The sequence below is a fragment of the Saccharopolyspora flava genome (assembly GCF_900116135.1).
Taxonomy (GTDB): Bacteria; Actinomycetota; Actinomycetes; order Mycobacteriales; family Pseudonocardiaceae; genus Saccharopolyspora; species Saccharopolyspora flava.
Genome location: NZ_FOZX01000008.1, coordinates 235,315 through 260,647, shown reverse-complemented (window position 1 = coordinate 260,647; position 25,333 = coordinate 235,315). Strand labels below are relative to the sequence as shown.

The following is a 25,333-nucleotide window of genomic DNA, read 5'->3' as shown; positions in this document are numbered from 1 at the left end:
GACGCCTGTTTCTCTCAGCGGAACGGCATCCGTCGGTCGGGATGAGGAGGAACGATGACGTTCGACGTGGACCTGGTGGTCGCGGGCGCCGGTGGCGGCCTGACCGCCGCGATCCGCGCAGCCGAGCTGGGGCTCGACGTGCTCGTGGTGGACTCCGATCCGAACTTCCGGCGCGGCAACAACACCTCGATGTCGACCGCGATGATTCCCGGGCCCGGATCGCGTTTTCAGGCTCAGGCGGGGATCGAGGACTCCCCGGAGCGGTTCATCGCCGACATCGCGCGCAAGACCGGCGGCACCGCCGACCCGCGGATCGCCGCCGCGCTGGCCCACGCCGGGGCCGAACTCGTGGAATGGCTCGCCGACCACGTCGGGATGCCGATCGAGCTGCCCACCGACTTCGGCTACCCCGGGCACTCCGCGCCCCGGGTGCACAGCGTGCCCGGCAGGCACGGCTCCTCGCTGCTGCGCCACCTGCTGGAGGCGGTGGAGCGCAGCGAGCGCATCGACCTGATGGTTCCCGCGCGGCTGACCGGCGTGGACGCGCGCGACGGCGGCCGGATCGCCGTGGTCGAGACCCCCGACGGCGGGCGCGAGGAGATCAGCGCCCGCGCGGTCCTGCTGGCCACCAACGGTTACGGCGCCGACCGCGAGCTGGTCGCGCAGCACCTGCCCGAGATCGCGGGCGCGCACTACCACGGCGGCGAGCACTCCCGGGGTGACGCGCTGCGCATCGGTGCCGACCTCGGCGCGGCCACCGGGTTCCTCGACGCCTACCAGGGCCACGCCGCCCTGTCGGCGTCCGCGCAGACCCTGGTGACCTGGACGGCGGTGATGCACGGCGGCGCCGTCGTCGACTCCGGTGGCGAGCGCTTCGGCGACGAGACCACCGGCTACTCCGAGTACGCCGCCACCCTCGCGGCCCGGCCGGGCGGACGCGGCTGGCTGGTGTTCGACGAGCGCATCGACGGCCTGTGCCGCGCCTTCGGCGACTACCAGGACGTCCTCGCCGCGGGCGCGGTGCGCAGCGCGGACTCGCTGCCCGAACTCGCGGCGGCCATCGGCGTGCCCGCCGCGCCGCTGGAAGCCGAGATCGCCGCGTTGGCGCAGGTGGAAGCGGGGGAGGCCGACCGGTTCGGCCGCACGACCGCGACACCGCTGCGCGCGCCGTTCCGCGCCGTGGAGATCATCCCGGCGCTGTTCCACACCCAGGGCGGGCTGCTGGTCGACGAGCACGCCCGCGTCCTCGACACCACCGGCGACCCGATCCCCGGCCTCTACGCCGCCGGTGGCGCCGCCGCCGGCATCTCCGGCCACGGCGCGGCCGGCTACCTGGCAGGCAACGGCCTGCTCCCCGCGCTGGGCCTCTCCTACCTCGCCGCCGGGCACCTCGCCCGGTCGCTGTCCGCCACCCCAACTCCGGAAGGTGCCCGATGAGCAAGCCCGATCTGATCATCCGCGACGTCCGCGTCGTCCGCCCCGGCGGTGCGGAGCCCGTCGCCGCCGACATCGCCGTCACCGGCGGCGTCATCACCGAAGTCGGTGCGGGGCTGGACGTTCCGGAGGGCACGACCGTCCACGAGGGACGCGGCAGGCTCGCCTTCCCCGGCGTCGTCGACGCCCACCAGCACTGGGGCATCTACAACCCGCTGTCCGACGACACCGAGACCGAGAGCCGGGCGTGCGCGCAGGGCGGCGTGACGACCTCGCTGACCTACATGCGCACCGGCCAGTACTACCTCAACCGCGGCGGCCCCTACTCCGAGGTGTTCCCGGAGGTGCTCGGCGCGGCCGAGGGACGGTCCTACGTGGACTACGCCTTCCACCTCGCGCCCATGCAGGCCTCGCACATCGACGAGATCCCCTCGCTGGTGCGCGACCACGGCGTGACCTCGTTCAAGATCTTCATGTTCTACGGCAGCCACGGGCTGCACGGCCGCTCCACCGACCAGAGCGACTTCCTGATGATCCCCGAGGGCGAGCGCTACGACATCGCCCACTTCGAGTTCGTCATGCGCGGCATCCAGGCCGCCCGCGAGGCCAACCCGGACATCGCCGACCAGATCTCGCTGTCGCTGCACTGCGAGACCGCCGAGATCATGACCGCCTACACGCGGCTGGTCGAGGAGGAGGGCGAGCTGTCCGGCCTGGAGGCCTACAGCGCCTCGCGCCCGCCGCACTCCGAGGGCCTGGCGGTCACCATCGCCTCCTACCTCGCGCACGAGACCGGCCTGCCGACCATCAACCTGCTGCACCTGTCGTCGGGCAAGGCGATGGAGGCGGCGATGCTGATGGCCAAGACCTTCCCGCACGTCGACTTCCGGCGCGAGGTCACCATCGGCCACCTGCTCGCCGACGTCACCACCGCCGACGGCGTCGGCGGCAAGGTCAACCCGCCGCTGCGCCCCAGGGCCGACGTCGAGAAGCTGTGGGAGCACCTGCTCGCCGGGGACGTCAGCTGGGTCGTCTCCGACCACGCCTGCTGCCGCGAGGAGCGCAAGTTCGGCGAGGACCACGACGACGTGTTCGCCGCCAAGTCCGGGTTCGGCGGCACTGAGTACCTGCTGCCGGGCCTGGTCGGCGAGGGCCGCAAGCGCGGCCTGTCGATGTCGGCCGTCGCCGAGCTCACCTCCACCAACCCCGCCCGGCGCCTCGGCCTGCCCACCAAGGGCGACATCGCGCCCGGGTTCGACGCCGACATCGCCCTGGTCGACCCGGACCGCTCGTTCGTGGTCGACCCGGCCGACTCCGAATCCACCCAGGAGTACACGCCGTTCCGCGGCATGGAGATCGGCGCGACCGTGGAGACCACGTTCCTGCGCGGGCAGCGGATCTTCGACCAGGGCCAGGTCCTGGGCGAGCCGCGCGGCAGCTACCTGCACCGGCCGACGGGCCGCCGATGAGCGACCTCACCCGTGAAACCAGTCCGGACGCGAGGAAACCCACCATGAGAACACGGTTCCGCTTCGTGACCCTGGGGCTGATCGTCAGCCTCATCGTCATCAACTACATCGACCGCAGCGCGGTGTCCTACGCGGTCGAACCGCTGGAGCAGGCGTTCGGCATCACCACCGCCCAGTACGGGATCATCAGCTCGGTCTTCTCCGTCGGCTACATGGTCGCGGCGTTCCTGTCCGGGCCGCTGGTGGACCGCTTCGGCTGCCAGCGGGTGCTGCTGACCGCCGTCGCGCTGTTCTCGATCACCACGGCGCTGATCCCGGTCGCGGGCTCGTTCGCGGGCCTGCTGGTGATCCGGCTGCTGCTCGGCGTCGGCGAGTCGCCGGCGTTCCCGGCCGCGACCCGGACGGTGAGCCGCTGGCTGCCGATCCGCGAACGCGGGGTGGCGCTGGCGCTGTGCGGCGGCGTCGCGGTCTCGGGCAGCCTGCTGATCTCCGGCCCGCTGCTGACCCGCCTGATGGACCTCGTCGGCTGGCAGGGCATGTTCTGGACGCTGGCGATCCTCGGCGTGGTGTGGGCGGTCCTGGCGATGTGGCTGCTGCGCGACCTGCCGGACGAGTCGCCGCGGCTCGACGACGCCGAGCGCGCGCTCATCGCCGCCGACCAGGAGACCGAGGCCACCGGCGGCCGGGCGAAGGTGCGGTGGCGTCCGCTGCTGACCAACCGGAACCTGTGGGTCGTCGCGGGCGGCTACTTCGCGTGGGGCTTCATGTTCTGGGGCTTCATGTACTGGCTGCCGTCGTTCCTGTCCGGTGCCTACGGGCTCAGCGTGAAGCAGGCGGGCGCGTTCTCGATCGCCCCGTGGGCGTGCGGCATCGTCGGTGCGCTGGTCGGCGGCGTGGTCGTGGACCGCGTCTACCGGCGCAGCCCGAAGATCCGCAGCCGGTTCGCGGTGATGGGCGTGGCGCTGCTGCTGGCGGGCTGTTCGCTGGTGCCGCTGGCGATCGCCCCGACCCTGACGGTCGCGCTGATCTCGATCTCGGCGGGTGTGGGCTTCGGCTTCATCACCGGCGGGATCTGGTGGGTGGCCTCGATCGACGCGGCCCCGGACCAGCCGGGCAGCGCGGCCGGGTTCGCCGACGCGGCCTTCGCCGCCGCCGGGATCGTGGCGCCGTCGGTCATGGGCTTCATCGTGTCCAGCACGGGCAGCTTCACCAGCGGTTTCGTCGTCATGGCCGGTCTGGCCGTGGTCGGTGCGCTGCTGATGCTGCTGGTGCCGCGCGAGCGCACCGCGACCTCCAGCACCGCGCCCGCCGCGGTGGAGGCGTGACGGTGGAGCAGCAGGAGGCGGTCCGGGGCGCGGTCGGCGAGCTGGGCGAGTGGGTGGCCCGGCTGCGCTGGTCCGACGCCCCGGCCGAGGTCCGGGAGCGGCTGCTGACGGTCCTGGTCGACGCGCTGGCGGTGACCGCGCTCGGCTCGCGCGAACCCGCGCAGCGCGCGCTCGCCGAGGCGTGGGACGCGCCGGACGGCCCGGCGCCGCTGTTCGGCACCGGCCGCACCGCGGCGGTGGACGCGGCGGCGTGGCTCAACGCCACCGCAGCGGTCCGGCTGGAGCTCGACGACGGGCACCGGCTGGCCGGGGGACACCCGGCGGCGCACGGGTTCCCGGCCGTGCTGGCCCTGGCCTCGCGCGGGACGCCGGGTGCGGAGCTGTGCGCCGCGCTGCTCGCGGCCTACGAGGTCGCCGCCCGCTTCGGCCGCGCCACCAGCCTGCGCCCGGGCACCCATCCGCACGGCAACTGGGGCGTCGCGGGCGCCGGGGCGGGCTGCGCCCGGGTCCTGGGCCTCGACGCGCCGGGCGCGACGGCCGCGATCGACGCGGCGAGCGGGATGCCGATCGCCGGGCCGTTCTCGGCCGCCCTGGACGGAAACCCGGTGCGCGACACCTGGATCGGCGCCGCCAACCAATCCGGTCTGGTCGCCGCCCGGCTCGCCGCGACCGGCACCGGGCACCCGACGGGCATCGCCGCGCACGCCCTCGGCGACCTGCTCGGCACCCTCGACCCGGCGGCGCTCGTCGACGGGGTGGGGGAGCGCTGGGAAGTGCTCGGCGGCTACTTCAAGCAGCACTCCTCGTGCTCGTTCACCCACGCCGCCATCGACGCGGCCCTGTCCCTGCGCGACCAGGTCGACGAGGCAACGGCGCAGGTCCTGGTGGAGATCCACTCGCTGGGCGCGCAGCTCGACCGCGCGAGCTGGCCGACACCGCTGGCCGCGATGTTCTCGCTGCCGTTCGTGGTGGCCACCGCCCTGCGCCGGGGCCACGTCGTCCCGGCCGACCTGTCCGCCGACGCCCTGGCCGACCCGGCCACGGCGGATCTCGCGCACCGCGTCGTGATCCGCCCGGCGGCCGACCTCGACGCCCGGCTGCCGGACGAACGCCCGGTCCGCGTCACGGTCACCTCGAACCGGGGCAGGCACGTCGCCGAACGCCCGAACCCGGTGGGAGACGCCGCGTTCCAGCCCTTCACCGCCGACGACCGCATCCGGGTCCTGGGCGATCTGCTGGGCGACCCGGCGGCCGTCGCGGCCATCCGCGACCACGTCGCGGAGCTGCCGGACGCCCCGGACGCGGGGAAGACCCTGCGCGCCCTCGGTTCCGCGCTGGGCGCTCGATGAGGAGGAACATGCTGGTCCACGCCGTCACCCCGATCACCGTCGGTCCGGCCGAAGTGGCCCGCCGCCAGGCCCGCTACGACTCGCTGTCCCCGGCGGGCGTCGAGATCGTCCTGACCGACCTGCCCGACGGGCCCCGCGCGCTCAACACCGCCGACGACGTCCGCCGCTCCGAGAAGCTGGTCGCCGCAGCGCTTTCCGCGGCACCGGAGTGCGACGCGGTCCTCCCGGACTGCGTCCTGGACCCCGCGGTCCCCGCCGACGGCGGCGCGCTCGGCGGGAAACCGGCCCTCGGCCTGCTGCGCCTGACCGTGGGCGCCGCCGTCGCCGCCGGGCACCGGGTCGGCGCGATCACCCGCAACGCGGCGATCGCGGCCGAACTCCGCGACCGCATCACCGCCTACGGCTGGGACTCGGCGTTCCACGAGGTCCACGTCCTGGACCTGGAGGTGGAGGACATCACCGACCCGGACCGCTGGGCCACCGCGATGCGCCCAGCCCTGCTCACCGCCCGCGACGCCGGCGTGACAGCGGTGGTCAACGGCTGCTCAGCAGTAGACACGACCACCCAAGACCCGAACCTCCCCCTAGTTCTCGACCCCATCCGCACCGCCCTCGCCGTCCTCGCGGCGTTGCAACCCCGCTGACCACGACCCGCCGGGGGACAGTTCCAGAACGCGTTCCGAAAGGAACGCGACCAAGACGACCCAAGCCTTGGTAGACGCGACCCACTACGGATACGTTTCGAAAGGAACGCGACCAAGACGACCCAAGCTTTGGTAGAAGCGACCCACTACGGATACGTTTCGCAAGGCAGTGGCAATTTCTTCTGAAATTGGCAGACCGCACCACGCAAGAAAACCACGAAACGCAGCCAATTTCAGGAGAAATTGTCACTCCGCACGCAAGCAACCCGACCCCGCGAAGCGCTCCCGAAGAACCCCGTGGGGGTGGTGACAGTTTTCATGAAAACTGTCCGACCCCTCGGGGTCTCTCTGTGGAGGGGGCTCCAGGGTCTCGACGTGGTTGAGCTGGGATTTTGGGGTTCCGTCGTGTGGGTGGAGTGACAGTTTTCATGAAAATTGTCCCGACCCCCACGGGGTCGTCTTGGGAGCGCTCCGCGGGGTACTCTGCGTGGGTGCGGAGGGGCAATTTCGTCCGAAATTGGCTACGTTTCGTAGCCCCCTCACGTTGTGCGGTCCGCCAATTTCAAACGAAATTTCCCCTGCCTTTCGAAACGTACCCGTAGTGGGTCGCCTTTACCAAAGCTTGGGTCGTCTTGGTCGCGTCCGTTGCGAAACGTACCCGTAGTGGGTCGCGTCTACTGAAGTTTTGGTTGCGTTCCTTTTGAGGCGTATCCCTAGTTGAAACTGCGCAAATCGTCGTCCGGATAGAATCGTCGAGTGATCACCGTCCGCGACCCGCACCCGTGGCCCGCCACGGAGACCGAGGCCGAAGCCCTCCAGCGCCGGCTCCGGCCTCGCGTGCGCTTCGACGGCGTCCCGGAGGAGGTCCGCTACGCGGCGGGCCTCGACGTCGACTACCGCGAGGACTCCGATGAGCTGGTCGCCGCGGTCACGGTCCTCGACCTGGCGGACCTGTCGGTGGTGGACAGCGCCGTCGTCCGGGATCGGCCTCGTTTCCCCTACGTCCCAGGCCTGTTCGCCTTCCGCGAGGCCCCACCGCTGCTCGACGCCCTGCAACGCCTCACGATCGACCCCGACGTGCTGGTCTGCGACGGCCAGGGCCTGGCCCACCCGCGACGCTTCGGCCTCGCCTGCCACCTCGGCGTCCTCACCGACCTCCCGTCCATCGGAGTCGGCAAAACCCCGATGGGCCACTACGACCCACCGGGCCAAAACCGAGGTGACTGGACCCCTCTCCACATGGACGACGACGAGGTGGGCAGAGCCCTCCGCACCCGAACCGGCGTGAAACCCGTCTTCGTCTCAGTGGGCCACCGCTACACCCTCCAAGCCGCCTGCGACCTCGTCCTCACCCTGACCCCCACCTACCGCCTCCCGGAAACCACCAGAACAGCAGACCACCTGGGCCGCCAAGCCGAGTGATCGAGTTCTGCCCAAGCTCGACCAGTAGGTTGGCCGCATGCCCAGGACAGTGACGGTGCAGGAAGCGAAGTGACGGAGCGCGAACTGGGATTCGTCCGCTACGACGTTCCAGATTCGTTCCTCGACCCGCTTCCAGAGGATGAGCTGGCGCAGAGCGCGATGCGATGGGATCGCGAAGCGCCGGTTTGTTCGTCTCTGCTGCTTCGTCAACTTTCCTTGTCGAGTTCATCCAGCACGGTGTCGTCGATCAAGACGGCGGGAACTGGCTCGAGGCGGTCGCGCCAGGTTCGGACTGGCATGGAAAGCCCATCGAAGTCGATGAAACCCTTGCCGGAAGTGAAGCCACCGCCGCGTTCGTACATCACGATCAGTGGTTCGAACGGGTCGTCGAGGGCGGGAAGAACTGCGTGACCTGAGTCCTTCAAGGCGGACCAGTGCAACATCGACTCACAAGTCTCGAACACCACGGTGCCCGTTGTCTTCGACTCGAGGTTCGACTTGAGCGCATCCAGTGCTTGCGGATTCGCCCTGATGCTCGTGTCAACGTGCGCGGCAAGGTCGAAGAACGGCCACTCCCTGGTCGCGTCCAGCTCCTGCGCCCAGACAGCAGAACGACGAAGGTACTCCTGCATCAGCTTCGCTCGCGAGCGAGTGCGATCAAGTGAGGCCGGAGGGTTCCAGTCGATCGCAAGAAGGCGGCGCAAGGTGCTTCCTTGATTACTGCTCACCATGGCCGCGCCCTCCCCGATCGGTCTCGGTCTGGTTCATCCTTGCCAGGGATTGTTTCAGCGCCCGGGTGGCGTGCTGGTCTGATCTTCCGTGAGATTGCCGGCCGGGTCCCAGCGCCGGCGCTTGAGCAAGTCGCCGAACTCGTTGAGCGCGTCGTAGCGCGCGAGTTGACCGTTGGGGTTCCATTCGCGCCACTCGCCGACCGCCTTGCCGTGGTCGCACCGCCCTTGGAGCTGCTGGGTTCCGTCGGGGAACCACTCGTACTGGGGCCCGTGCTCGATCCCGTTCTCAAACCCCGTCAGCTCGATCATGGTGCCATCGTCGGCGAAATCGACCAGGTCAGAACTGGAACTCTGTGATCCAACTTCCTCTGATGAGGTTGGTCGGCATGTAGTCGGACTCGACCGAGATCGTCAGTCCGAGGTCGCGCGCTACGCAGGTGAAGGCCAGCGGTGCCAGTGCGAGATAGCCGACCGGATTCGTTCTGGCCTTCGCGTCGGCAGTCCAGAACGTGCGGTGAGCTTCTAGTGCTTCTTGCAGCTGACCGTTAAACTTCGTCTCGTCGTTGCCGACCAGTTGCAAGAAGAGCAGGAGCTGGGGGCGAACGATGTTGTCGAGCAGCGCGGGGTGCGTTCGCGTCGCAGAGTTCGGCGAGAGCCGGCGAGTGGTCTCCTGGAGCAAATCGGATACCTCGCCGAGCTCTCCGCGGAAGTACGCTTGCAGGCTCGCGATCCAGGTGTAGACGTAGTCGTCGAAGGTGTCCGATCCGGTGCGAAGCGTGGACTCTTCCACGTCGCACAAGGCCCTGATCCTCTCGTGATCGCGGCCGATGACGGACAACCACAGCGCGGTCTGCCATCGGGCGGGATCACTCGCCGTTCCAGGTCCCGTGGCAGGGATCGAGATGAACCGTTGGTCGATCAAACATTCAACCTGATCGCTTCCCGCTGTCGCTGCAGCGAAGATGGCGGACGCGACCTGGGTCGCGTGCGTGAAGTTGACCCAGGTGTCGAGCTTGTCCGCCGACGGATCGACAGCGCACTGGTTCCCCAGGCGCATCTGCGCGATGTCGAGCAGGCTCGTGAGCCGCGAAGCGTTCCGCTCCACCTTGGGCAGGTTCCGTTCAAAACTCGCTGCGAGGGCAGGTGCGTTCGTCGCGGCGAACCCCGTGTCGATCTGGTGTCGCTCAACGCCTGTCATGACCCGTTCCTACCTCGGCCGCAGATCGAAGTTGCGCGCACGAGCTACGTGCCTCTGACCTCGCGAGTCGTGTCCCCCTTCGCCGCGTTATGCTATCGCGAGAGCCAGGTCGGTTCGATGAAGTTTCGGGGCAAGTAGTCCGAGTGGACCTCGACCGGGAATCCGCGATCGTGTGCCAACGCTGCGAGCGCGGTTGGAGCCAAGGCGAAGAAACCGGCCGGGTCGGATGCCCGTTCGGGCGTGGCTGTCCAGAACTGGTGGTGCAGGTCCACTGCCTCTTGCAGATCGGAATTGAATTGATCCGGGCGGTTTCCCGCGATGTTGAAAAGCAGCTTCATCGTGGGGTAATGCCGTTGAAGAGCTACCTCGGGCGTGGCGTTCCGCAGCGCATCGGGATGGGTGAGTTCGATGCTTCTGTTGATGTGCTCGACCACATCATCGTCGCGGTAGAAGAAGGCGCGCAGAGTATCTGCCCAGGCGTACATGTATTCATCGAAACCCGCACCACCGGCGCGGATCGTCTCGTTGGGCACGTGTATGAGGTCGCTGACCAGTGTCTGCCCACGGCAGATCACTGAAGCCCACAAGGAATCCAGCCAGTCGGCGATCTTGACCCCAGCCGCTTGAGGATCGAACTTCGCCATGCTGATCGGCGTGCCCACCGTGACGTCGATCGTTTCGGCGTCGGTGTCGGCTGCTTTGAAGTAGGCCGCTCCGGCCTGCGCGGCGATGAGAACGTTGCGGAACGTGGATTCCTGCTCAGCTGCTGGGTCGATGAGCAACAGGTGCCCAGTGCGGGAGAGTGATTCCCTGGTGATGTCGATGGCGAGGGTGGAGAGTTGCCCGACGTTCGACCGGTACTCGTCGATCATCGTGCCGAACGTGTCGGCCATCAACTGCGTCTGCGCGTCCGCAGTGGCATGCCTACCTGTCGAGCTCATGACTGATCCGCCCTCAAATCCGCGTCGTCGGTTCAGAAGTCATCGTCGGTGGCGAAATCCGCCTGCTGTGTCACTGCTGGTCGGTCTCGGTCTGGTTCACCCAGTAGCCGGTCACGAAGTTGCGGGGGAGGTACTCCGACTCGATGTCCGCGGTGATTCCGCGGTCGTGCGCGACCGCCGCCAGTGCGGTCGGTGCCAAGGCGAGGAAGCCGTCCGGGTGAGCGGCTCGGTTCGTGTTGGCGGTCCAGAAACGTCGGTGCAACTCGATCGCTTCGCGGAGATCTTCGTTGAACTGACCTGCTTCGCCGCTCGCGAGGCTGAAGAGGAGCTTCATCGAAGGGAAGTATCGCAACAACGCGATCTCTGCTGCGTCGTTTCCCAGTTGTGCCGGATCGGTCAGCTCGATGCTTCGATTAATCTTGGCGTGCAGGTCGTCGCCGCTGGTGAAGAAGGTCTTGAGCGCGTCGATCCACGCGTAGACGTATTCGTCGTACTGCCCTGCAGCGCGGAGGGTTTCCTCTGGCGTTTGGCAGAGATCGTCAACGAGGTTGCGTGCGCGGCAGATCGTGGCTGACCACAGAGCGTCCAACCACGCTGCAGGACTGTGCTTGTGAGTCGGGCCGGTCGCGTTGAGGGAAACCCGGTCCCGGATGATGCAGTCGAAGTGCTCGTCGCTGGTGTTCGCGCTCTTGAAGAGCGCTGCGCCGGATCGAGCGGCCACGAGCAGGCTCGAGTAGGTGTCGAACCGATCCGCCGCCGGATCCAACAGCAGTTGACGCTGCGTGACTTGCAGCGAGTACTGCGCAACGTTGAGAGCGAGAGCCGGGGCTTCGCCGAGGTTGTCGTAGAAGCGATCGATGTTCTTCGACAGGGCAGCGATCCTCTTCTCGGTGCCCTCGATGCTCTGCGAGTGCCTGTTGATGACCGTCATGACCCGTCCCTACCTCGGCCGCAGATCGAAGTTGCGCGCACGAGCCACGTACCTCTGACCTCGCGAGTCGTGTCCCCCTTCGCCGCGTGATGCTATCGCGAGAGCCAGGTCGGTTCGTCGAGGTTTCGGGGCAAGTAGTCCGAGCGGACCTCGACCGTGAATCCGCGATCGTGTGCCAATGCTGCGAGCGCGGTTGGAGTCCGCATCGTGACGTCGTCCTCATGACCGAGCTCGCGAAGAACCGCTGCAGGCAACTGGATCTCAGTCGGGGGTGCCGTCTTCGGTCCAGGAGTTCTTCCTGATCAAAGACCCGTGGTCGTCGAACTCCGTCTCGGTCGCAAGCTGGCCGTGCGGGTGCCATTCGCGGAGAATTCCGACAGGGCGACCGTCGCGCATGGTTCCTTCCTCGCGCGGTTGGTCGTTGCTTCGCCATTCCTTGAACGGGCCGTCCGGGTATCCGGCGAAGTACGAGTAGGTCGAAACGACGCTCCCATCGCGTGCTTTTTCCACGGTGACGCCGGTGAACGGTTCGTCTTGGTAGAAGACTCGTCCTGTCTCGTCCATCTCGGTGTCGTCTTCGTCGACTCGGATCTCGTTCACTCTGGGATCGGCTCCTTGGAATTGACGTGACCAGCCGGATACGCGAGCCTACCGATGCTCAGGTTTTCTAACGGCTCGTTCATCTTGTGCGAGCCGGTCTAGGCTGCGCCTAGGGGCTAACTCGAGCACTACTGAGATTCGGTGTTCGTGTGCGACACCTACCGGCAAGCGCTCGGTACCCTGACCACGACGGCCATGTCCTGAAGAATCCGCTGATCTCATGAGCGGGTGACGACACCATAAGGCTCCCGGACCGCTGCTCGTTCGGAGCCGTTGTTTAGTCCGACGAAGAGCTGAGCGTTCGATGCATCATCCGGCGTCTTCCCAGGTCACGTTTCCAGTTGCATCGAATCCTCGGCGGCGGATGATGCGCCCGCCTTCGCTGAACTCGATCTCGCGGATGAGATTGCCTTCGGGAGCCCAGGTGCGATGGGTGCCAACCGGCAGACCTTCGTGGAATTCACCTTCAGAACGGGGGGTTCCGTCGTTGTACCACTCTCGGTCGGGGCCGTCCTGGAGTCCGTTGGTGTAGGTGGTCAAAGAGACCATCGTTCCGTCAGGCAGCAGATCGACTGCTTCGCCGGTGAACCGTTCCCCGTCGTAGAGCACGGGGCCGTACGGCTCGCTGTCGAGCTCGTCCTCGTTCACGCGGATCAACTGGACCCCTCCGCTTCCCGGCTCCGGCGCGCTTCTTCCTTCGCCGCTCGTATTTCTTGCTGCTCGGTGAACTTCTGATTGTAGTCCGAGTTGTAGATCGACTCGTGACGCCGGTTCGTGTTCTCGGAGTCGGGGTCGAGGTTGTTCTTGTCAGTGTGGACTCCGGCCGTGTATCCACCTGTGTTCATCTGTGCGCCATGTGAGAGATCGGCTGCGTCACGCACGTTCTTCGGCAGGGAATCCGGTCCGGCGACAATGCGTGCGCAGTTCGCGCAGCACGCCGCGACATCGTCGGGATCCTTTTTGAAGGTGAAGCGCGCGTCGACGCTCAGCTCGTTGACGACGCCTTGAAGCTCCTCGGGCTTGATTCGAATGATCTCAACTTCCCGTCCGCCCCGTGTGACCTTCTCGATCTGGTCGACGCCTTCGCCGGACCTGCGTGCCTCCGCGGCGGCGATCTCCTCACGCTGTTTGAGGATCCCGTCCAGGGCTTTGACCTCGCCGTGACGATGCGGCAGATCGCGGTGCGGGAACTCGCCTTGCTCGATCTGATTGACGGGTCGGCCCGGGTTCTCGGCCATGTTGGATATGTGGTCGCGCAGGGCAGGATGCAGCAGATCCTCGTCGGTGAGGTTGAACTTGTTGCCGTGAGCGTCCATTCCGGTCGCCGGTGTGCCATCAGTGGTAGTCGTGGTGGTCGGAACCGTATTGCCTTGAACTCCGTTGATGCCCTCGTAGACCAAGCCGTTGCTTCGGTCGATGACGATCGCGTTCACCGCGCCAGGCTTTCCACCGAGCGACTTGTAACTGTAGGGCATGCGTCCTTCGCCGACTTCTGCGAACGGTGCCTTCTTCGGGTTCTTGATTTTGCGGTTCTCGTCGATCGCGTTCTGAATGCTCTGTTGTCGCTGCTCGATGGACTGGCGTGTGTACTGGTGGATCGGTTTGCCATCCACGGTGTCGATGAGCCCGTCCGAGCCGCGGGTGACTCGGTCTTCTGCGATGTCCTCGACTTTGAAGCCGTGCTGTGGATCCTTGGGGATGTAAGGCTCGTCGTAGGGCGAGCGTGCACCGATCTGCTCGGCTTCACTGACGTCCCAGCCAGAGGGCTTGGTGTTCTCGCCGCCACGGGACTCGGCATTATCTGGTCGCTGGCCGGGGTCTTCGCTGTTCTTAGTCGGGTGGAAGCCGTCGTTGCTGGCTGGGGTGGTGGTGCCGTCGGGGTGGTGGGTGTTCCAGGTGCCGTTCGGGGGCCAGCCGGGCTTGCCGTCGGGGCCCATGTCGGTGGCGAAGACTCGGCCGTTGCCGTCGGTCCAGGCGAGGCCGGTGGGGGCGGTGACGGGGACTCCGAGCTCGTTCGAGAGGTCTCGGGCCAGGCCGCTGGTTCCTGCGTCGCAGGAGAGGAGGCGGACCGGTTTCGAGCCGTCGAAGTTCGGGTCTCGGCGGAGCATGTCGGCGAATTCCTTCGCCGAGAACGTGTGGTCGCCGATGCGGACCCGGCCGTCCGGTAAGGCGTGGGCGTCGACCGTGTGGTGGACGCCGTCGTCCGGAACCCGATCGGCCAGGTCGCGCATCCTCGGGTCGTCGTGGAACGACGAGCCGGCCTGGGTCTCCTGGCGGGTGGACTCGGCCTGGTCGATCTGCTCCTGGCGCTCCGGGGTGCCCGGTTCGGCGTCGTGGGGCTGGTCGGTGTCGTGGTCCGGGCCGTCGTGCTCGTCCTCGCCCGGGCGGGTGCCGTCCGGGTCCTCGTGCTGCTGGGGGCCCTCGTGGTGCTGGGGATCGGAGTCGCTCGCGTCCGGGCGCTGGTCCGGCGAATCCGCGCCGTCCGGGCGTTGGGTGGGCGAGTCGGCGCCGTCCGGGTGCTGACCAGGGGTTTCCGCGCTGGAACCGCCGGGGTGTTGTCCGGGGCCGTCGGGGCGGGTGGTCGTGGGGGAGTCCGGGCGCGAGGTGCGCTGCTGGGGGACGCCGGTGTCGGGACGCGACGGGGTGTCCGCGCCTCGGGACGGGGTGCGGGGCGAGTCCGGGCGCGGGCCCAGGTCGCCGCCCATCGGGCGGGCCGCTGCGCCGGGGGAACCCGCGGTGCCCGTCCAGCCGCCACCGCCGCCGGTGCGGGAACCTCCTGCGGACGGCGTCGCGCCGGCTCCACCGGGCGCGCTCGGGGCGCCACCGGCCATGCCGCCGCCGATCGGGCCGCCCGCTGCGGGCTGGTCGGCGCGCGGAGCCGCCGGAGCCGGACCGGCCGGGCCGGGAGCGGGAGTCGTCGGGGCTGCGGGGGCGTCCACGTTCGCCGCCGCCGTGCTCGCCGGGGAGCTCGGCGCGCGGTCTCCGTCGACCGGCAGCGTGCCGCTGAACGAACCGCTGCCGGAACCACCGGAGTGCGAGCTCGACGAACCTCCGCCGCCCGCGTGCGGCATCCCGGCGCCACCGGAAGAGCCTCCGCTGCTGGAGGAATCGTTCGACGAGGCGCCCGAGGACTCCGAAGAGGACGGTGCGTCCGAGCGGCCCGGATCGGGCACGCTGCTCCCCGACGAGGACGACGAGCCGGTGTCCGCGGAGCGCGTGTCGGGGGAGGAACCGCCGTCGGAGCTCGACCCGGCGTCCGAACCTGAGGAGGTGTCGGCGCTGGACGGGGCGTCCGAAGCGTGCGAGCCCGAGGAGCTGCTGGAGGAATCCGAGGTGCTCGCGGTCGAGACGCCGGAATCCGACGACGACCCGCCGGAATCCGCGGCGCGGCTCGAACCCGAGTCGGAGGATGATCCGGAATCCGCCGAGGAACGGGTCTCGGGCGCGGAGTCGGACGAGGAATCCGAGGACGACTGGGAACCGGAATCCGAGGTCGACGGGCTCGACGAGTCCGAAGCGGACGATCCCGAATCGGCCGTCGAAGACCCGCTGTCCGAAGTCCCGCTGTCCGGGGACGAGGAACGGCTTTCGGCTGACCCCGAATCGGAGGACGAGCTCTCGGACGACCCCGAGTCGCTGGACGAACTCTCGGACGACCCGGAGCCGGATGACGAGTCCGAGGACCCACCGTCAGACGACGACCCCGAGTCCGAGGACCCTCCGTCGGACGACCCCGAATCCGAGGACCCGCCATCGGACGACGAACCGGAATCCGACGACGAGCCGTCCGAGGACGACCCACCCGAGTCCGACGAGGAACCCCCGGAGTCGCCCGACGAGCCGCCGTCGGCGTCGGGCACGTCCACGTCGCCGCCGAAGTGCTCCTTCGCGCCGCCGATACCGCCCATGAGCGAGCCGGTCGCGCCGCCGGACATGGCGCCGGTGCCGATCTCGCTCCAGTCGAGCTTGCCCTCGGTGATGAGCTGCTCGGCCGCGCTGCCCACCGCGCCTTCGGCGGCGCCGAGCGCGCCTTCCTTCACGGCTTCCTTGCCGATGGACTTCACCGCGCTCTCGGCGGCTTCGCCGGTCACGTCACCCGCCGCGTTCCCGGCCGCGCCGCCGAGGGCGCTGCCCGCGCCCTTGCCGAACGCCTTGCCCGCGCCCTCGAAGACGCCGCCCACGGCGCCGCCGATGGCACCGCTGATCGCGGCCTCCTTGAACTTGCCGCCGTCGAGGCCGTCGCGGGTGCCCATCGCGACCTGAGTTCCCTGCACCGCGAACTCGATCGCCACCGACGACGCGACCTCGATGGCCACGTTCTTGAGGATGCTGAACACGAGCTGCTTGAAGATCTGCAGCACCACGGCCCGGGTGATGCCCTGAGCTGCGGCGATACCAGCGGTGGAGGCGCCGAAGGTGGCGGGCGCGGCGGCGATCATCGCGGCGATCTGGATGGCCAGCGCGATCAGCGACGCGATGATGGTCAGCTTGGTGTGCTCGACGTCGAGGGCCGCGTCGTCGCAGGACTTCGCGAGCTTCTCGCACGCCTCCTTGAGCTTCGGCAGCGCCGAGTCGCCACCGTCGCCGATGTCCTTCCACAGCTTGCTGAACGCATCCGCGGTCTGGCCCTCCATCGCGGACTTGACCTGCTGCGCTCCGGCGTTGGCGGAGTGCTGGACGGCGTCGATGCCGTCGGCGGCCGTCCGCCAGGCGTCGGCCATCCGGCGCATGGCGTCCTCGTCACCCTCCGGCCAGGACTGCCCGACGACGATCGGCAGCAGCCACTTGACCTCGTCCGGCATCTCGATGCTCACGTGACGTCAACTCCCTACCGAGGCATGTCCGAGCCGGCCCGGCCGATCCCGCCGGCGCCGCGCTCGTCGCCGGACTCGGTGTCGTCGGCGGTGGCTTTGAGGTTGTCGTTGATGTCGCCGAGCGCCGTGACGACCTTCTTCAGGCTCTCCAGGACGCTGTCGCGGCCCTTGGTGTAGTCGCCGCCGAACTGCTGCCCGGCCTCGTCGTCGCCCCAGCACTCGCCCTCGCCGTCCAAAGAGGACTTGAGGGTGCTCAGGACCCGGTCGAGGTCGTCGCCCGCGTTGCCGATCTTCTTGCCGCCCGAGCGGATCTCCTCGGGCTGCATCCGCATCTTGCCGCTCATCGACGGCCCCCGCGGCGGTTGCTCTCCCAGTCGTCGTCCCAGTCGTCGGGCCCGGCCTGCACCTGCGGCGCGGACGCGGACCGCCCGGACTGCGACTCCTCGTTGCGGCGCTGCGCGCGCTCGGCGTCGGGATCGGGAGGGGTGATGAAGGGGCCGCTGTTGAGCAGGCCCTGCAGCGACGGCATCCCGGGAACCTCGGGGACGGTGGAGGTGTCGGCCATCGGCGCGAACTCGGACTGCAGCTGTCGCTGCGCGGTCCCGGACGCCTCGCGGATCACGCTGGTGATCGATCGCGCCAGCTTCTCCGGGGTGGTGCGCTCGAAGGCCTTGTCCGACAGCCGGACCTCCTGCACGGTGCCGGTCGCGTCGACCCGCACGTTGACCACGCCGTCGTCGGAGGTGACCTCGAAGGTCTGCTGCGCGGCGGATTCCCGCTTCTCCTGGATGTCGGCGGTGCGCTTGCGCAGGTCGTCGAGCATGCCGTCGATCTGGTTGCGCAGCGCGGCGTTCCGCGCCGCCTTCTCCTCGCTCGACGCGTCGAAGTCCTGTCCAGACATGTCCAGCCTTCCCCCGGCTCAAACAGCACGTGCAGTGCGGCTTCGTGGCTTCGATCAGTGTGACGCGTGCTCGGTCCGGTCGGTGCCATCGACCAGCACAATGCGGCCGAACGGTCTCATTCACTGAGCTGAACGGGCTAGCGCTGACCGGGTGGTTTCCGGCGGGAAGGGCGATTCGCGGGGAGATGTCCGCCCTCGGCAGACGTCGGCGAGGCGTGCCAGGTCCGCCGATTGGCCGCGCGCGAACTCCGCCGTGACGGGGAGTCCGTGGCCGGGGACGACGGTGGTGGGGTTCAGGGCCAGGAGCGAGTCCACTGTGGAGGGCCAGTGCAGCGGGTGGGCGTCCTCGAAGTCCGGGGGAGCGCCCTGCTCGACGAGGTCCCCGGCGAACACCACGGCGGCGTCGGGGACGTGCGCGACGAGGTCGTGGTCGGTGTGGCCGGGGCCGAAGTGGTGCAGGTGCACCTCCCGGCCGCCGAGGTCGAGCGCGGCGGTGTCGGTGACCAGGTGGTCGGGCGGGGCCGGGGTGCTGGCGGCGAGCGCGTCGGCGGTGTCGGCGTCGCCCTGCTCGCGGTAGTGGGAGACCCAGCGTTCCCGCTGGTCATCAGCGGTGTCGGCGAGGAATTCCGGGAGCCGGGCGTGGGCCCACACCGGGGCCGGGAGGAACGCCGAGGTGCCGAAGCAGTGGTCGAAGTGGCCGTGGGTGAGGGCGATCCGCAGCGGCAGCCGGGTGATCGCGCGGACCGCCTCGGCCAGCTCGGCGCCCTGGCGGTGGTCGCCCCGGGTGTCGATCACCAACGCGGCCTCGTCGCCGACGACCAGGCCGGTGGTCAGGTCCAGCTCGGCGTGGCGCCGGGCGAACACGCCCGACGCGAGCTCGATCCACGCGTTGTCCACGGCAGGAGCCTAGTGCGACCCCCAGGAGATCTCTGCCAGACTTCTCGGATGCGTCTCCACGTCGCCCTCACCGCGCTGATCGCGACCGCCGTCGGCGTCGGCGTGCTGTTCTTCGCCAACAGCGCTCTGTCCCCGGTGCTGCTCGGCGGACCCGGTTCGACCTGCAGCGAGCCCGACTGCGCGCTGGGCGCCGGGTTGTGGCTGATCGCTGGTGCCGTGGCGGTGGTGCTGGTCGCGTTCCTCGCCGGGTTCCTGCGGTCCGTCGAGCGACCGGTCCGGCGGGGGTTGTGGATCGCGCTGTGGTGCACGGTGCTCTACCTCGTCGAATCCGCTGTGGTCTGGATCCTCATCTGAGCCTCCCCGAGCGGGTGGTTCCGGGTCCGTGTGCTTGACTTTTCTCCCGCGCGCACAACGACTTCGGGAGGGCGGTTTTGCCGGAGGGCCACACGCTGCACCGGCTCGCCGGGGTGCACCAGGAGCTGTTCGCGGGCACCCGGGTGCGGGTCAGCAGCCCGCAGGGGCGCTTCGCCTCCAGCGCCGCGGAGCTGGACGGGGCCGTGTTCGAGCGGGCCGAAGCGCACGGCAAGCACCTGTTCCACCGCTACGGCGCCGACCGCGTCGTGCACGTCCACCTCGGCCTCTACGGCACGTTCACCGAGAACGAGCTGCCGGTCACCGAACCGCGCGGCCAGGTCCGGATGCGCGTCGTGGGCCCCACGCACTTCACCGACCTGCGCGGCCCCACCCGGTGCGAGCTGATCACGCCGGAGGAGGTGGCGGCCGTGCGCGACCGGCTCGGCCCGGACCCGCTGCGCGCCGACGCCGACCCGGAGCGCGCGTGGGCGCGGATCTCGAAGTCGCGCACCAGCATCGCCGCGCTGCTGATGGATCAGAAGGTCCTCGCCGGCGTCGGCAACGTCTACCGCGCCGAAGTGCTGTTCCGGCACGGCATCCCGCCCATGACGCCCGGCCGCGACCTGGGGCGCGAGCGCTGGGAGCTCATCTGGGCCGACCTGGTCGAGCTCATGGCCGACGGCGTCAAGGTCGGCCGCATCGACACGGTCCGCCCCGAACACCTCCCCGAGGTCACCGGCCGGGCACCGCGCCAGGACCGCCACGGCGGCGAGGTCTACACCTACCGCCGAGCCGGAATGCCCTGCCTGATCTGCGGAGACGAGATCGCCACCTCCTCCCTCGCAGCCCGCAACCTCTACTGGTGCCCCACCTGCCAGGCCTCGTGAGTCCCGGTGTCGGGTGCTCGGCAGGGGACAGTTTTAGTGAAAACTGTCCAGACAAAACGGACATTGATCATGGGTGATTCTGGCAAAAACTGTCCCCTGGTGACGCACGAACCCCTCCGCACAGCCCCGCTAACCTGGGATCACACGCCCGCTGCGGGCTCCGGCAGGAGGTGGCTCATCCGTGACGGCGGAGTCGTTCGGTCGCGTCCTGCGACGGCACCGCGCGGCGTCGGGACTCACCCAACCGCAGCTCGTCGAGCGCGCTGAGAGCTGAGGTGCGGGCGTCGTTGGGTTCGGCAGTGGGACAGTTTTAGCCATAATTGTCCGGGCATTTCGGACATTGATCATGGGTGATTATGGCTAAAACTGTCCGCTGCCGAGCGCTCAGAAGCCGAAGCCTCCGAGGTCGAAGCCGTCGAGGCCTCCGTCGTTGAAGGTGTCCGGGTTCATGCCGTCCGCTCCCGGGTCCATCCCGTCGGGATCCATCCCGTCTGGGCCCGAGCCGTCGGCACCCATGCCGTCCGCGTAGCCGTCGGCGTAGGCGGCTTCCGCGGGGACCGTGGCCATGCCGACGAACATGGCTGACATCAGGGCGTAGGAGCCGGCGGTCCACATGCCTGCGGCCAGGGCGGGCTTCCACCACGGGTCGCTGTACCAGCCCTGGGGGACCGGCTTCCCGGCCACCGTGCCGCCCGGGTAGTAGTGCGGGGTGCGTTCGCTCGGGTGCGGCGAGGCGACCTGCGTGCGGCCGTCGATCTCGACCTCGCGGTCCTCGTCGACGTGGCCCGCGTGGCGCTGACCGGTCAGCGCGGGCAGCTCCGGGCCGGGGTCCAGGTCCATCGCCAGCCGCGCGGCGCGCACGTAGTACAGGCCCTCCATCGCCGTCTCCGAGGTCAGCCGGGCCTGCTTGGCGGTGGTGGCCGCCTCCAGCTGGGTGAGCGCGGCGGCGTGCCGCTCGGAGGCGTCGGCCAAGGCCTGCTTGGCGGCCTCGTTGGTGCCGACGAGGTTGAGGACCTGCCCGCCGAGCCGCTCCACCCAGCGGCGGGCCTCGGCCTTGTCGTCCTCCAGCTGCTCGCGCTGGTGCGCGAGGACCTTCTGCCGGGACCACCACACGGCGGCGCCCAGCACTGCGAGCGCGATCAGCAGAACCACGAGCGCACTGGTCATCCCTGCCTCCCCGGGGACGCCGCTGCCCTCGACGGTACGCGCGTCAGAAGGCGTCGGGACAGCTCGGAGCGCGATCGCCCGCCAGGGCGCGCGAGGCCGCGGTCAGCGCACCGGGCTCCAGCTCGCGCACCCGCCCGGCCGCGGCGAGCTCGTGCAGCGTGCTCCCGCCCAGGTAGGCCGCGGCCAGGTCGGCCGCGTCCAGCGCCAGCTGCGCCGGATCGGAGGTGCGCTCGGCCGTGCCGTCGCGGGTGCGCAGCCGCCAGCGCCCGTCGTTCCACGGGCAGAACGCGTCGCGCACCTCCAGCACCACGTCCGCGTGCGCGAGGTACTCGCGGGCGGCCAGCGCGGCCGGGACGTCGACCAGCCGCAGCCACAGGCCGTCGACGACGCGCTGCGCGGCCGCGCGCGGATCGGCCAGCATCCGCACCACCGGCTCGTCGATCGCCGCCTTGCGCCAGGTGACCTCGCTGACCAGGTCGAAGTCCAGCAGGTGGCGGCACAGCGCCGCGTAGCAGGCGGGGTCGTCGGCGACCAGCGAGACGACCTCCATCCGGTAGTCCGGGCCGCGCTCGGTCCAGTCCGGCGTCACCCGGTAGATCGCGTGACCGCCGTCGTGCACCGCGCAGCGGTAGGGCGGGCGGCCCGTCCGGGCCTGCCGCATCCGCTCCCGCGCGCGCCACGCGCTGTCGCGCCCGATCCAGCCCGGCCGGCTCGCCGCCGCCCGCGCGTGCTGCGCGAAGATCGCGGGCAGCGCCTCGTCCAGGTCGACCTCGCGCACCGGCCGCTCGTCGACCTCCACGTCGCCGCGGAACGCGACGCGCCCGGGCAGCGAGAGGTGGTTTTCGAAGCTCGCCATCCCGTAGCCGAACCGGCCGTAGATGGCGCCCTCGGACGCGTACAGCGCGGCCAGCGGGACGTCGGATTCGCGCAGGTCGTCGAGCTGCGCGCGCATCAGGCTCGTCAGCACGCCGCGGCGGCGGTGACCCGGCTTGACTCCGACGAGCGTGACTCCCGCGACCGGGCAGCTCCGCCGGCCCGGCACGCTCATGTAGGTCGGGTAGTGCCCGCCGCAGCCCACCATCTCGGCACCGTCGAACACCCCGAGCGCCACCACGTGGGACACGATCGGCCGCAGCCGCGCCAGGTCGGCCTCGGAGTCCTCCAGGAACGCCGCCGCGAACACCGACGTGAACTCGTCGTGCTCGGAGTCGTCGAGCCGCCTCGCCTCAAGATTCCCCATCCGGCATTGGTACCGCTCCGGGGAGCGCGAAGCGACCGCTTTTCAGCCGCCCAGCGGCACCTCGGCGATCGTCTCCCACTCCGTGCTGGAGTGGTCGCGGCTCATCTTGACCAGCGACAGCGACGAGACCTTCGCGGTGGCCGATTCGACGATGGTGGCCTGCAGGGTGGCGATGGCGAAGATCGCCGGACCGTCGGTGGTGGAGTGGGCGAGGCTGACGTGCTTGTCGATGTCCTCGGGCTCCGACGGGACCGAGTCCAGCACCTCGGAGGTGGCCTCGCGCACGGCCGCGCGCAGGTCGAGCACGCTCGACTGCGGCTCGGCGGGCAGCGCCAGCGACTCGGGCAGCACGACCGCGTGGTGGAACGCCAGCGTCAGCGGCATGACCTCGGCCAGCTTCGGCCGGGCCGCCTCCAGCAGCGGCTCGATGCGGGACTCGTCCACCTCGTCGGTGAACCCGATCTCCTGCACCAGGATGTGCATCCATTCCAGCGGGACCAGGTCGAAACCGGGCAGATCGCGCAGCGCGTACTGGTAGTCGTTGACCAGTTTGCGCAGCCCGGGCTGGTCGGCCAGCGGCAGCACCCAGGCGTAGCCGGTGCGGCCGCGGTGCCAGTCGGTGCGCCAGCGGGTGTGGTTGCGAACCTGATCGGCATGTGGCATGTCGGTCACCCCTCACATAGTGCCCGGACGAGTCCGGAAGTGGGGCGCGCTTGACCTATCTCACGGCTTCGACGGCTCGGGTTCACCCTGCCGTGCTGCGGCTTTCGGGCGGTCGAGAGTGGCCGCGGCATCGGCGTCGCGCACCCGCAATGCCAGCACAATACCCAGCACCGCGAAGGCCACCGAGACCAGGAACGCGCCGTGGAACGCGGCCAGCTGAGCCTCGGCCGCCGCCGCAGGCATGGACGGGTCCACAGTGGATTGGTTGTGCTGCATGAGGACCGTGAGCACCGTCGCCACCACCGCCGTGCCCAGCGCGGTGGCGACCTGGCGGGTGACGTTGAACATCGAGCTGGCCATGCCCATCGCCGGACCGGAGATCTGCGCGAACGTCGCGGTCTGCACCGGCGTCATCAGCAGACCCATCGCCAGGCCCTGGGTGGCCAGCATCAGGCCCAGCGCCCACAGCGGCGTCGACAGGTTCTGCAGCTGCAGCATCCCGCCGATGATCAGCTGGACGACGAACCCGGCGATCACCAGGCGCTTCGGGCCGATCCGCCCGTAGACGCGGCTGACGACCTGGGTGGTGGCCAGCATCGCCAGCGCCTGCGGCATCAGCGTCAGCCCCGCGAACATCGGCGAGACACCCCGCAGCGTCTGCAGGTACAGCGGGATGAGGAACAGCACGCCGAACATCGCCCCGGTCATGCACAGCAGCAGCAGGTTGCCGGTGCCGAACAGCCGGTTGCCCAGCAGGCGCAGGTCCAGCATCGGCGCGCGCACCGCCAGCTCCCGCCACACCAGGCCGCCGATGAGCAGCGCGGCCGCGATCAGGCTCAGCCACACCGCGGGCCGGGCCCAGCCGAGCTGCGCGCCCTGGTCCAGGCCGACCAGCAGCGTCGCCAGGCCCGCCCCGGCGAGCACGAAGCCCGGCAGGTCGAAGCGGCCCGGGTCGCGGGTGCTCTCCTCCTTGAGGAACAGGAACGTGAACAGCAGCGCGAGCGCGCCGACCGGCAGGTTGATGAAGAAGATCCACCGCCAGCTCGCGTACTCGACCAGCACGCCGCCGAGCAGCGGTCCCAGCATCGGCGCGACGGTGATCGGGATGGACAGCACCGCCCCGGCCTTGGCGCGCTCGTGGGCGGGGAAGGCGCGGAACATCATCGCCTGGCCGACCGGCACGAGCATGCCGCCGCCCACGCCCTGCAGGATGCGCGAGCCGACCAGCATCTCCATCGACACGGCCATCCCGCACAGCATCGAGGCCAGCGTGAAGATGACGACCGCGGCCTGGAAGGTCTTCTTGCTGCCGAAGCGGTCGGCGATCCAGCCGGACGACGGGATGAACACCGCCAGGCTGATCATGTAGCCGGTCAGCACCCACTGCAGCTGAGCGGGCTCGGCCCGGAACTCACGACCCAGCGTGGCCAGGGCCACGTTGAGGATCGTGACGTCCAGGATCTGCATGATCAGCGCCAGCACGAACGTGATGCCGACCAGCCACTTGTACTCGAGCCGCCGCACGAAATCCCCCCGCCGACACATCTGGAAACACCTTCAGCATCCCGCACTCGGCCGACATTCCCCAAGGCGATGTTGTCGCCGGTCACAGGCGTCTCGCTGGTCGAAATCCGTCTCGCGCGAGTCGGGTGCGGGCATGAAGAAGGGCGGAGATCCCGGCCTCATCACCGGGGTCTCCGCCCTGCTGTCGGAGCGGGCGACGGGAATCGAACCCGCGTAGCCAGTTTGGAAGACTGGGGCTCTACCATTGAGCTACGCCCGCGTGCCGGTTTCACCTGGTCGCCGCGGGGTTGCCGCGGTCCGTTGGTGACCTTGCGTGCCCCAGCTTAACCGGTCGCGATAAGCTCTTCGCAACGCACCCGGTGATTCCGGGTGCGCCGCACGTCGGACGGGGTGTGGCGCAGGTTGGTAGCGCACTCGCTTTGGGTGCGAGGGGTCGTGGGTTCAAATCCCGCCACCCCGACGTGTCGGCCGGCCGCTCGCAGTGCTCGCGAGTGGCCGGTTCCGCTTCTTCCCGGGTGATCCCCACCGCACCGGCCGGTGGTCGCCGGTAACGACTCGGTGAACCACTCCGATTTCCCCGGCGTGCGTGATGCGATTCCGGCCGGAACCGGCGTTCAGCGGTCCGCCGCCGTGGTGTGCGCGGTCCTGTGCGCCGCCGTGGTGGCGCTGATCGCCGTGTCGCTGTGGGTGCCCGGTCCGCAGGTCGTCCCCACGACGGTCCCGGCGGCGGGCATCGTCACCGCTGTGACGCCGACCGAGCTGGGGGTTCCGCCCGCTCGCTGAGCCGCTGCGGGGGCCGGTACGAGGCCCTTGTCCGAACCCCGGACCCCGTGCCCGGTCGG

The 25,333-nt window shown here is 69.4% G+C and carries 24 protein-coding genes and 2 tRNA genes; 10 read left to right on the top strand and 16 right to left on the bottom strand.

From position 1 onward, the window contains the following. The first annotated feature begins 54 nt into the window (after window positions 1–54). The 6 genes from BM424_RS21995 to BM424_RS21970 all read left to right on the top strand — a co-directional run bounded on the left by BM424_RS21995 (window position 55) and on the right by BM424_RS21970 (window position 7,643). Complete coding sequence (locus tag BM424_RS21995) at window positions 55–1,437, top strand: FAD-dependent oxidoreductase (protein ID WP_175548207.1); 1,383 nt, start codon at window positions 55–57, stop codon at window positions 1,435–1,437. After that, window positions 1,434–2,903, top strand: a complete 1,470-nt coding sequence (locus BM424_RS21990) for a dihydroorotase (RefSeq protein ID WP_093421230.1) — start codon at window positions 1,434–1,436, stop codon at window positions 2,901–2,903. The genes BM424_RS21995 and BM424_RS21990 overlap by 4 nt, the downstream gene beginning before the upstream one ends. 44 nt (window positions 2,904–2,947) lie before the next feature. Beyond that, the gene (locus BM424_RS21985; protein ID WP_217649793.1) at window positions 2,948–4,228 is read left to right on the top strand and encodes an MFS transporter; all 1,281 of its coding nucleotides are present in this window, start codon (window positions 2,948–2,950) and stop codon (window positions 4,226–4,228) included. After that, window positions 4,225–5,577, top strand: coding sequence for an MmgE/PrpD family protein (locus tag BM424_RS21980; RefSeq protein WP_245776033.1), 1,353 nt, complete (start codon window positions 4,225–4,227; stop codon window positions 5,575–5,577). The genes BM424_RS21985 and BM424_RS21980 overlap by 4 nt, the downstream gene beginning before the upstream one ends. A gap of 8 nt (window positions 5,578–5,585) precedes the next feature. After that, window positions 5,586–6,221, top strand: a complete 636-nt coding sequence (locus tag BM424_RS21975) for an aspartate/glutamate racemase family protein (protein ID WP_093421225.1) — start codon at window positions 5,586–5,588, stop codon at window positions 6,219–6,221. 759 nt (window positions 6,222–6,980) lie between these two features. Beyond that, complete coding sequence (locus BM424_RS21970) at window positions 6,981–7,643, top strand: endonuclease V (protein WP_425442050.1); 663 nt, start codon at window positions 6,981–6,983, stop codon at window positions 7,641–7,643. A 206-nt stretch (window positions 7,644–7,849) separates the two neighbouring features. Here the strand turns inward: BM424_RS21970 and BM424_RS28970 are convergent, their stop codons facing one another. The 11 genes from BM424_RS28970 to BM424_RS21910 all read right to left on the bottom strand — a co-directional run bounded on the left by BM424_RS28970 (window position 7,850) and on the right by BM424_RS21910 (window position 18,656). Beyond that, window positions 7,850–8,374, bottom strand: coding sequence for a hypothetical protein (locus BM424_RS28970; RefSeq protein ID WP_175548206.1), 525 nt, complete (start codon window positions 8,372–8,374; stop codon window positions 7,850–7,852). A 54-nt stretch (window positions 8,375–8,428) separates the two neighbouring features. Next, window positions 8,429–8,683: a toxin-antitoxin system YwqK family antitoxin gene (locus BM424_RS21960; RefSeq protein WP_093421217.1), complete on the bottom strand. Its 255-nt coding sequence runs from the start codon at window positions 8,681–8,683 to the stop codon at window positions 8,429–8,431. A 28-nt stretch (window positions 8,684–8,711) separates the two neighbouring features. Then, the gene (locus BM424_RS21955) at window positions 8,712–9,572 is read right to left on the bottom strand and encodes an immunity 49 family protein (protein WP_093421215.1); all 861 of its coding nucleotides are present in this window, start codon (window positions 9,570–9,572) and stop codon (window positions 8,712–8,714) included. A gap of 92 nt (window positions 9,573–9,664) precedes the next feature. Then, window positions 9,665–10,513, bottom strand: coding sequence for an immunity 49 family protein (locus tag BM424_RS21950; RefSeq protein ID WP_093421212.1), 849 nt, complete (start codon window positions 10,511–10,513; stop codon window positions 9,665–9,667). Between the two features lie 70 nt (window positions 10,514–10,583). Continuing rightward, a complete protein-coding gene (locus BM424_RS21945) occupies window positions 10,584–11,444 on the bottom strand; it encodes an immunity 49 family protein (protein WP_093421210.1) in 861 nt (286 codons plus the stop codon). 261 nt (window positions 11,445–11,705) lie between these two features. Further along, entirely contained in the window at window positions 11,706–12,044 is a 339-nt protein-coding gene (locus BM424_RS21935) for a toxin-antitoxin system YwqK family antitoxin (protein ID WP_093421205.1), read from the bottom strand. A gap of 309 nt (window positions 12,045–12,353) precedes the next feature. After that, entirely contained in the window at window positions 12,354–12,692 is a 339-nt protein-coding gene (locus tag BM424_RS21930) for a toxin-antitoxin system YwqK family antitoxin (protein ID WP_245776032.1), read from the bottom strand. 5 nt (window positions 12,693–12,697) lie between these two features. Further along, window positions 12,698–16,858 (bottom strand): WXG100 family type VII secretion target, encoded by a 4,161-nt coding sequence (locus BM424_RS21925; RefSeq protein ID WP_093421199.1) that lies wholly within the window; start codon window positions 16,856–16,858, stop codon window positions 12,698–12,700. Between the two features lie 14 nt (window positions 16,859–16,872). Continuing rightward, window positions 16,873–17,202 carry a WXG100 family type VII secretion target gene (locus BM424_RS21920; RefSeq protein ID WP_245776031.1) on the bottom strand — a complete coding sequence of 110 codons (330 nt, stop codon included), beginning with the start codon at window positions 17,200–17,202 and terminating at the stop codon, window positions 16,873–16,875. Further along, window positions 17,199–17,759 (bottom strand): YbaB/EbfC family nucleoid-associated protein, encoded by a 561-nt coding sequence (locus BM424_RS21915; RefSeq protein ID WP_093421197.1) that lies wholly within the window; start codon window positions 17,757–17,759, stop codon window positions 17,199–17,201. Before BM424_RS21915 ends, BM424_RS21920 begins: the two co-directional genes overlap by 4 nt. A 120-nt stretch (window positions 17,760–17,879) precedes the next feature. Further along, entirely contained in the window at window positions 17,880–18,656 is a 777-nt protein-coding gene (locus BM424_RS21910; RefSeq protein ID WP_093421194.1) for an MBL fold metallo-hydrolase, read from the bottom strand. 48 nt (window positions 18,657–18,704) lie between these two features. On the opposite strand from BM424_RS21910, the gene BM424_RS21905 reads away from it, so the two are divergent. Both BM424_RS21905 and BM424_RS21900 read left to right on the top strand, forming a co-directional pair. Next, complete coding sequence (locus tag BM424_RS21905; protein WP_093421192.1) at window positions 18,705–19,010, top strand: hypothetical protein; 306 nt, start codon at window positions 18,705–18,707, stop codon at window positions 19,008–19,010. 77 nt (window positions 19,011–19,087) lie between these two features. Continuing rightward, complete coding sequence (locus BM424_RS21900; protein WP_093421189.1) at window positions 19,088–19,897, top strand: Fpg/Nei family DNA glycosylase; 810 nt, start codon at window positions 19,088–19,090, stop codon at window positions 19,895–19,897. Between the two features lie 384 nt (window positions 19,898–20,281). Here BM424_RS21900 and BM424_RS21895 read toward each other — a convergent pair whose 3' ends face one another. The 5 genes from BM424_RS21895 to BM424_RS21875 all read right to left on the bottom strand — a co-directional run bounded on the left by BM424_RS21895 (window position 20,282) and on the right by BM424_RS21875 (window position 24,750). Next, a complete protein-coding gene (locus BM424_RS21895) occupies window positions 20,282–21,064 on the bottom strand; it encodes a hypothetical protein (RefSeq protein WP_093421187.1) in 783 nt (260 codons plus the stop codon). Window positions 21,065–21,107: 43 nt separating this feature from the next. Next, complete coding sequence (locus BM424_RS21890) at window positions 21,108–22,304, bottom strand: GNAT family N-acetyltransferase (RefSeq protein ID WP_093421185.1); 1,197 nt, start codon at window positions 22,302–22,304, stop codon at window positions 21,108–21,110. A gap of 42 nt (window positions 22,305–22,346) precedes the next feature. Then, complete coding sequence (locus BM424_RS21885; RefSeq protein WP_093421382.1) at window positions 22,347–22,967, bottom strand: 2'-5' RNA ligase family protein; 621 nt, start codon at window positions 22,965–22,967, stop codon at window positions 22,347–22,349. A gap of 60 nt (window positions 22,968–23,027) precedes the next feature. Continuing rightward, window positions 23,028–24,491 carry an MDR family MFS transporter gene (locus BM424_RS21880; protein ID WP_093421183.1) on the bottom strand — a complete coding sequence of 488 codons (1,464 nt, stop codon included), beginning with the start codon at window positions 24,489–24,491 and terminating at the stop codon, window positions 23,028–23,030. 188 nt (window positions 24,492–24,679) lie between these two features. Beyond that, a tRNA-Gly gene (locus BM424_RS21875) sits at window positions 24,680–24,750 on the bottom strand. A gap of 127 nt (window positions 24,751–24,877) precedes the next feature. Between BM424_RS21875 and BM424_RS21870 the strand changes: the two genes are divergently transcribed. Continuing rightward, window positions 24,878–24,951: transfer RNA gene (locus tag BM424_RS21870), tRNA-Pro, on the top strand. Window positions 24,952–25,073: 122 nt separating this feature from the next. Beyond that, window positions 25,074–25,274: a hypothetical protein gene (locus tag BM424_RS21865; RefSeq protein WP_139274130.1), complete on the top strand. Its 201-nt coding sequence runs from the start codon at window positions 25,074–25,076 to the stop codon at window positions 25,272–25,274. Window positions 25,275–25,333: the final 59 nt, after the last annotated feature.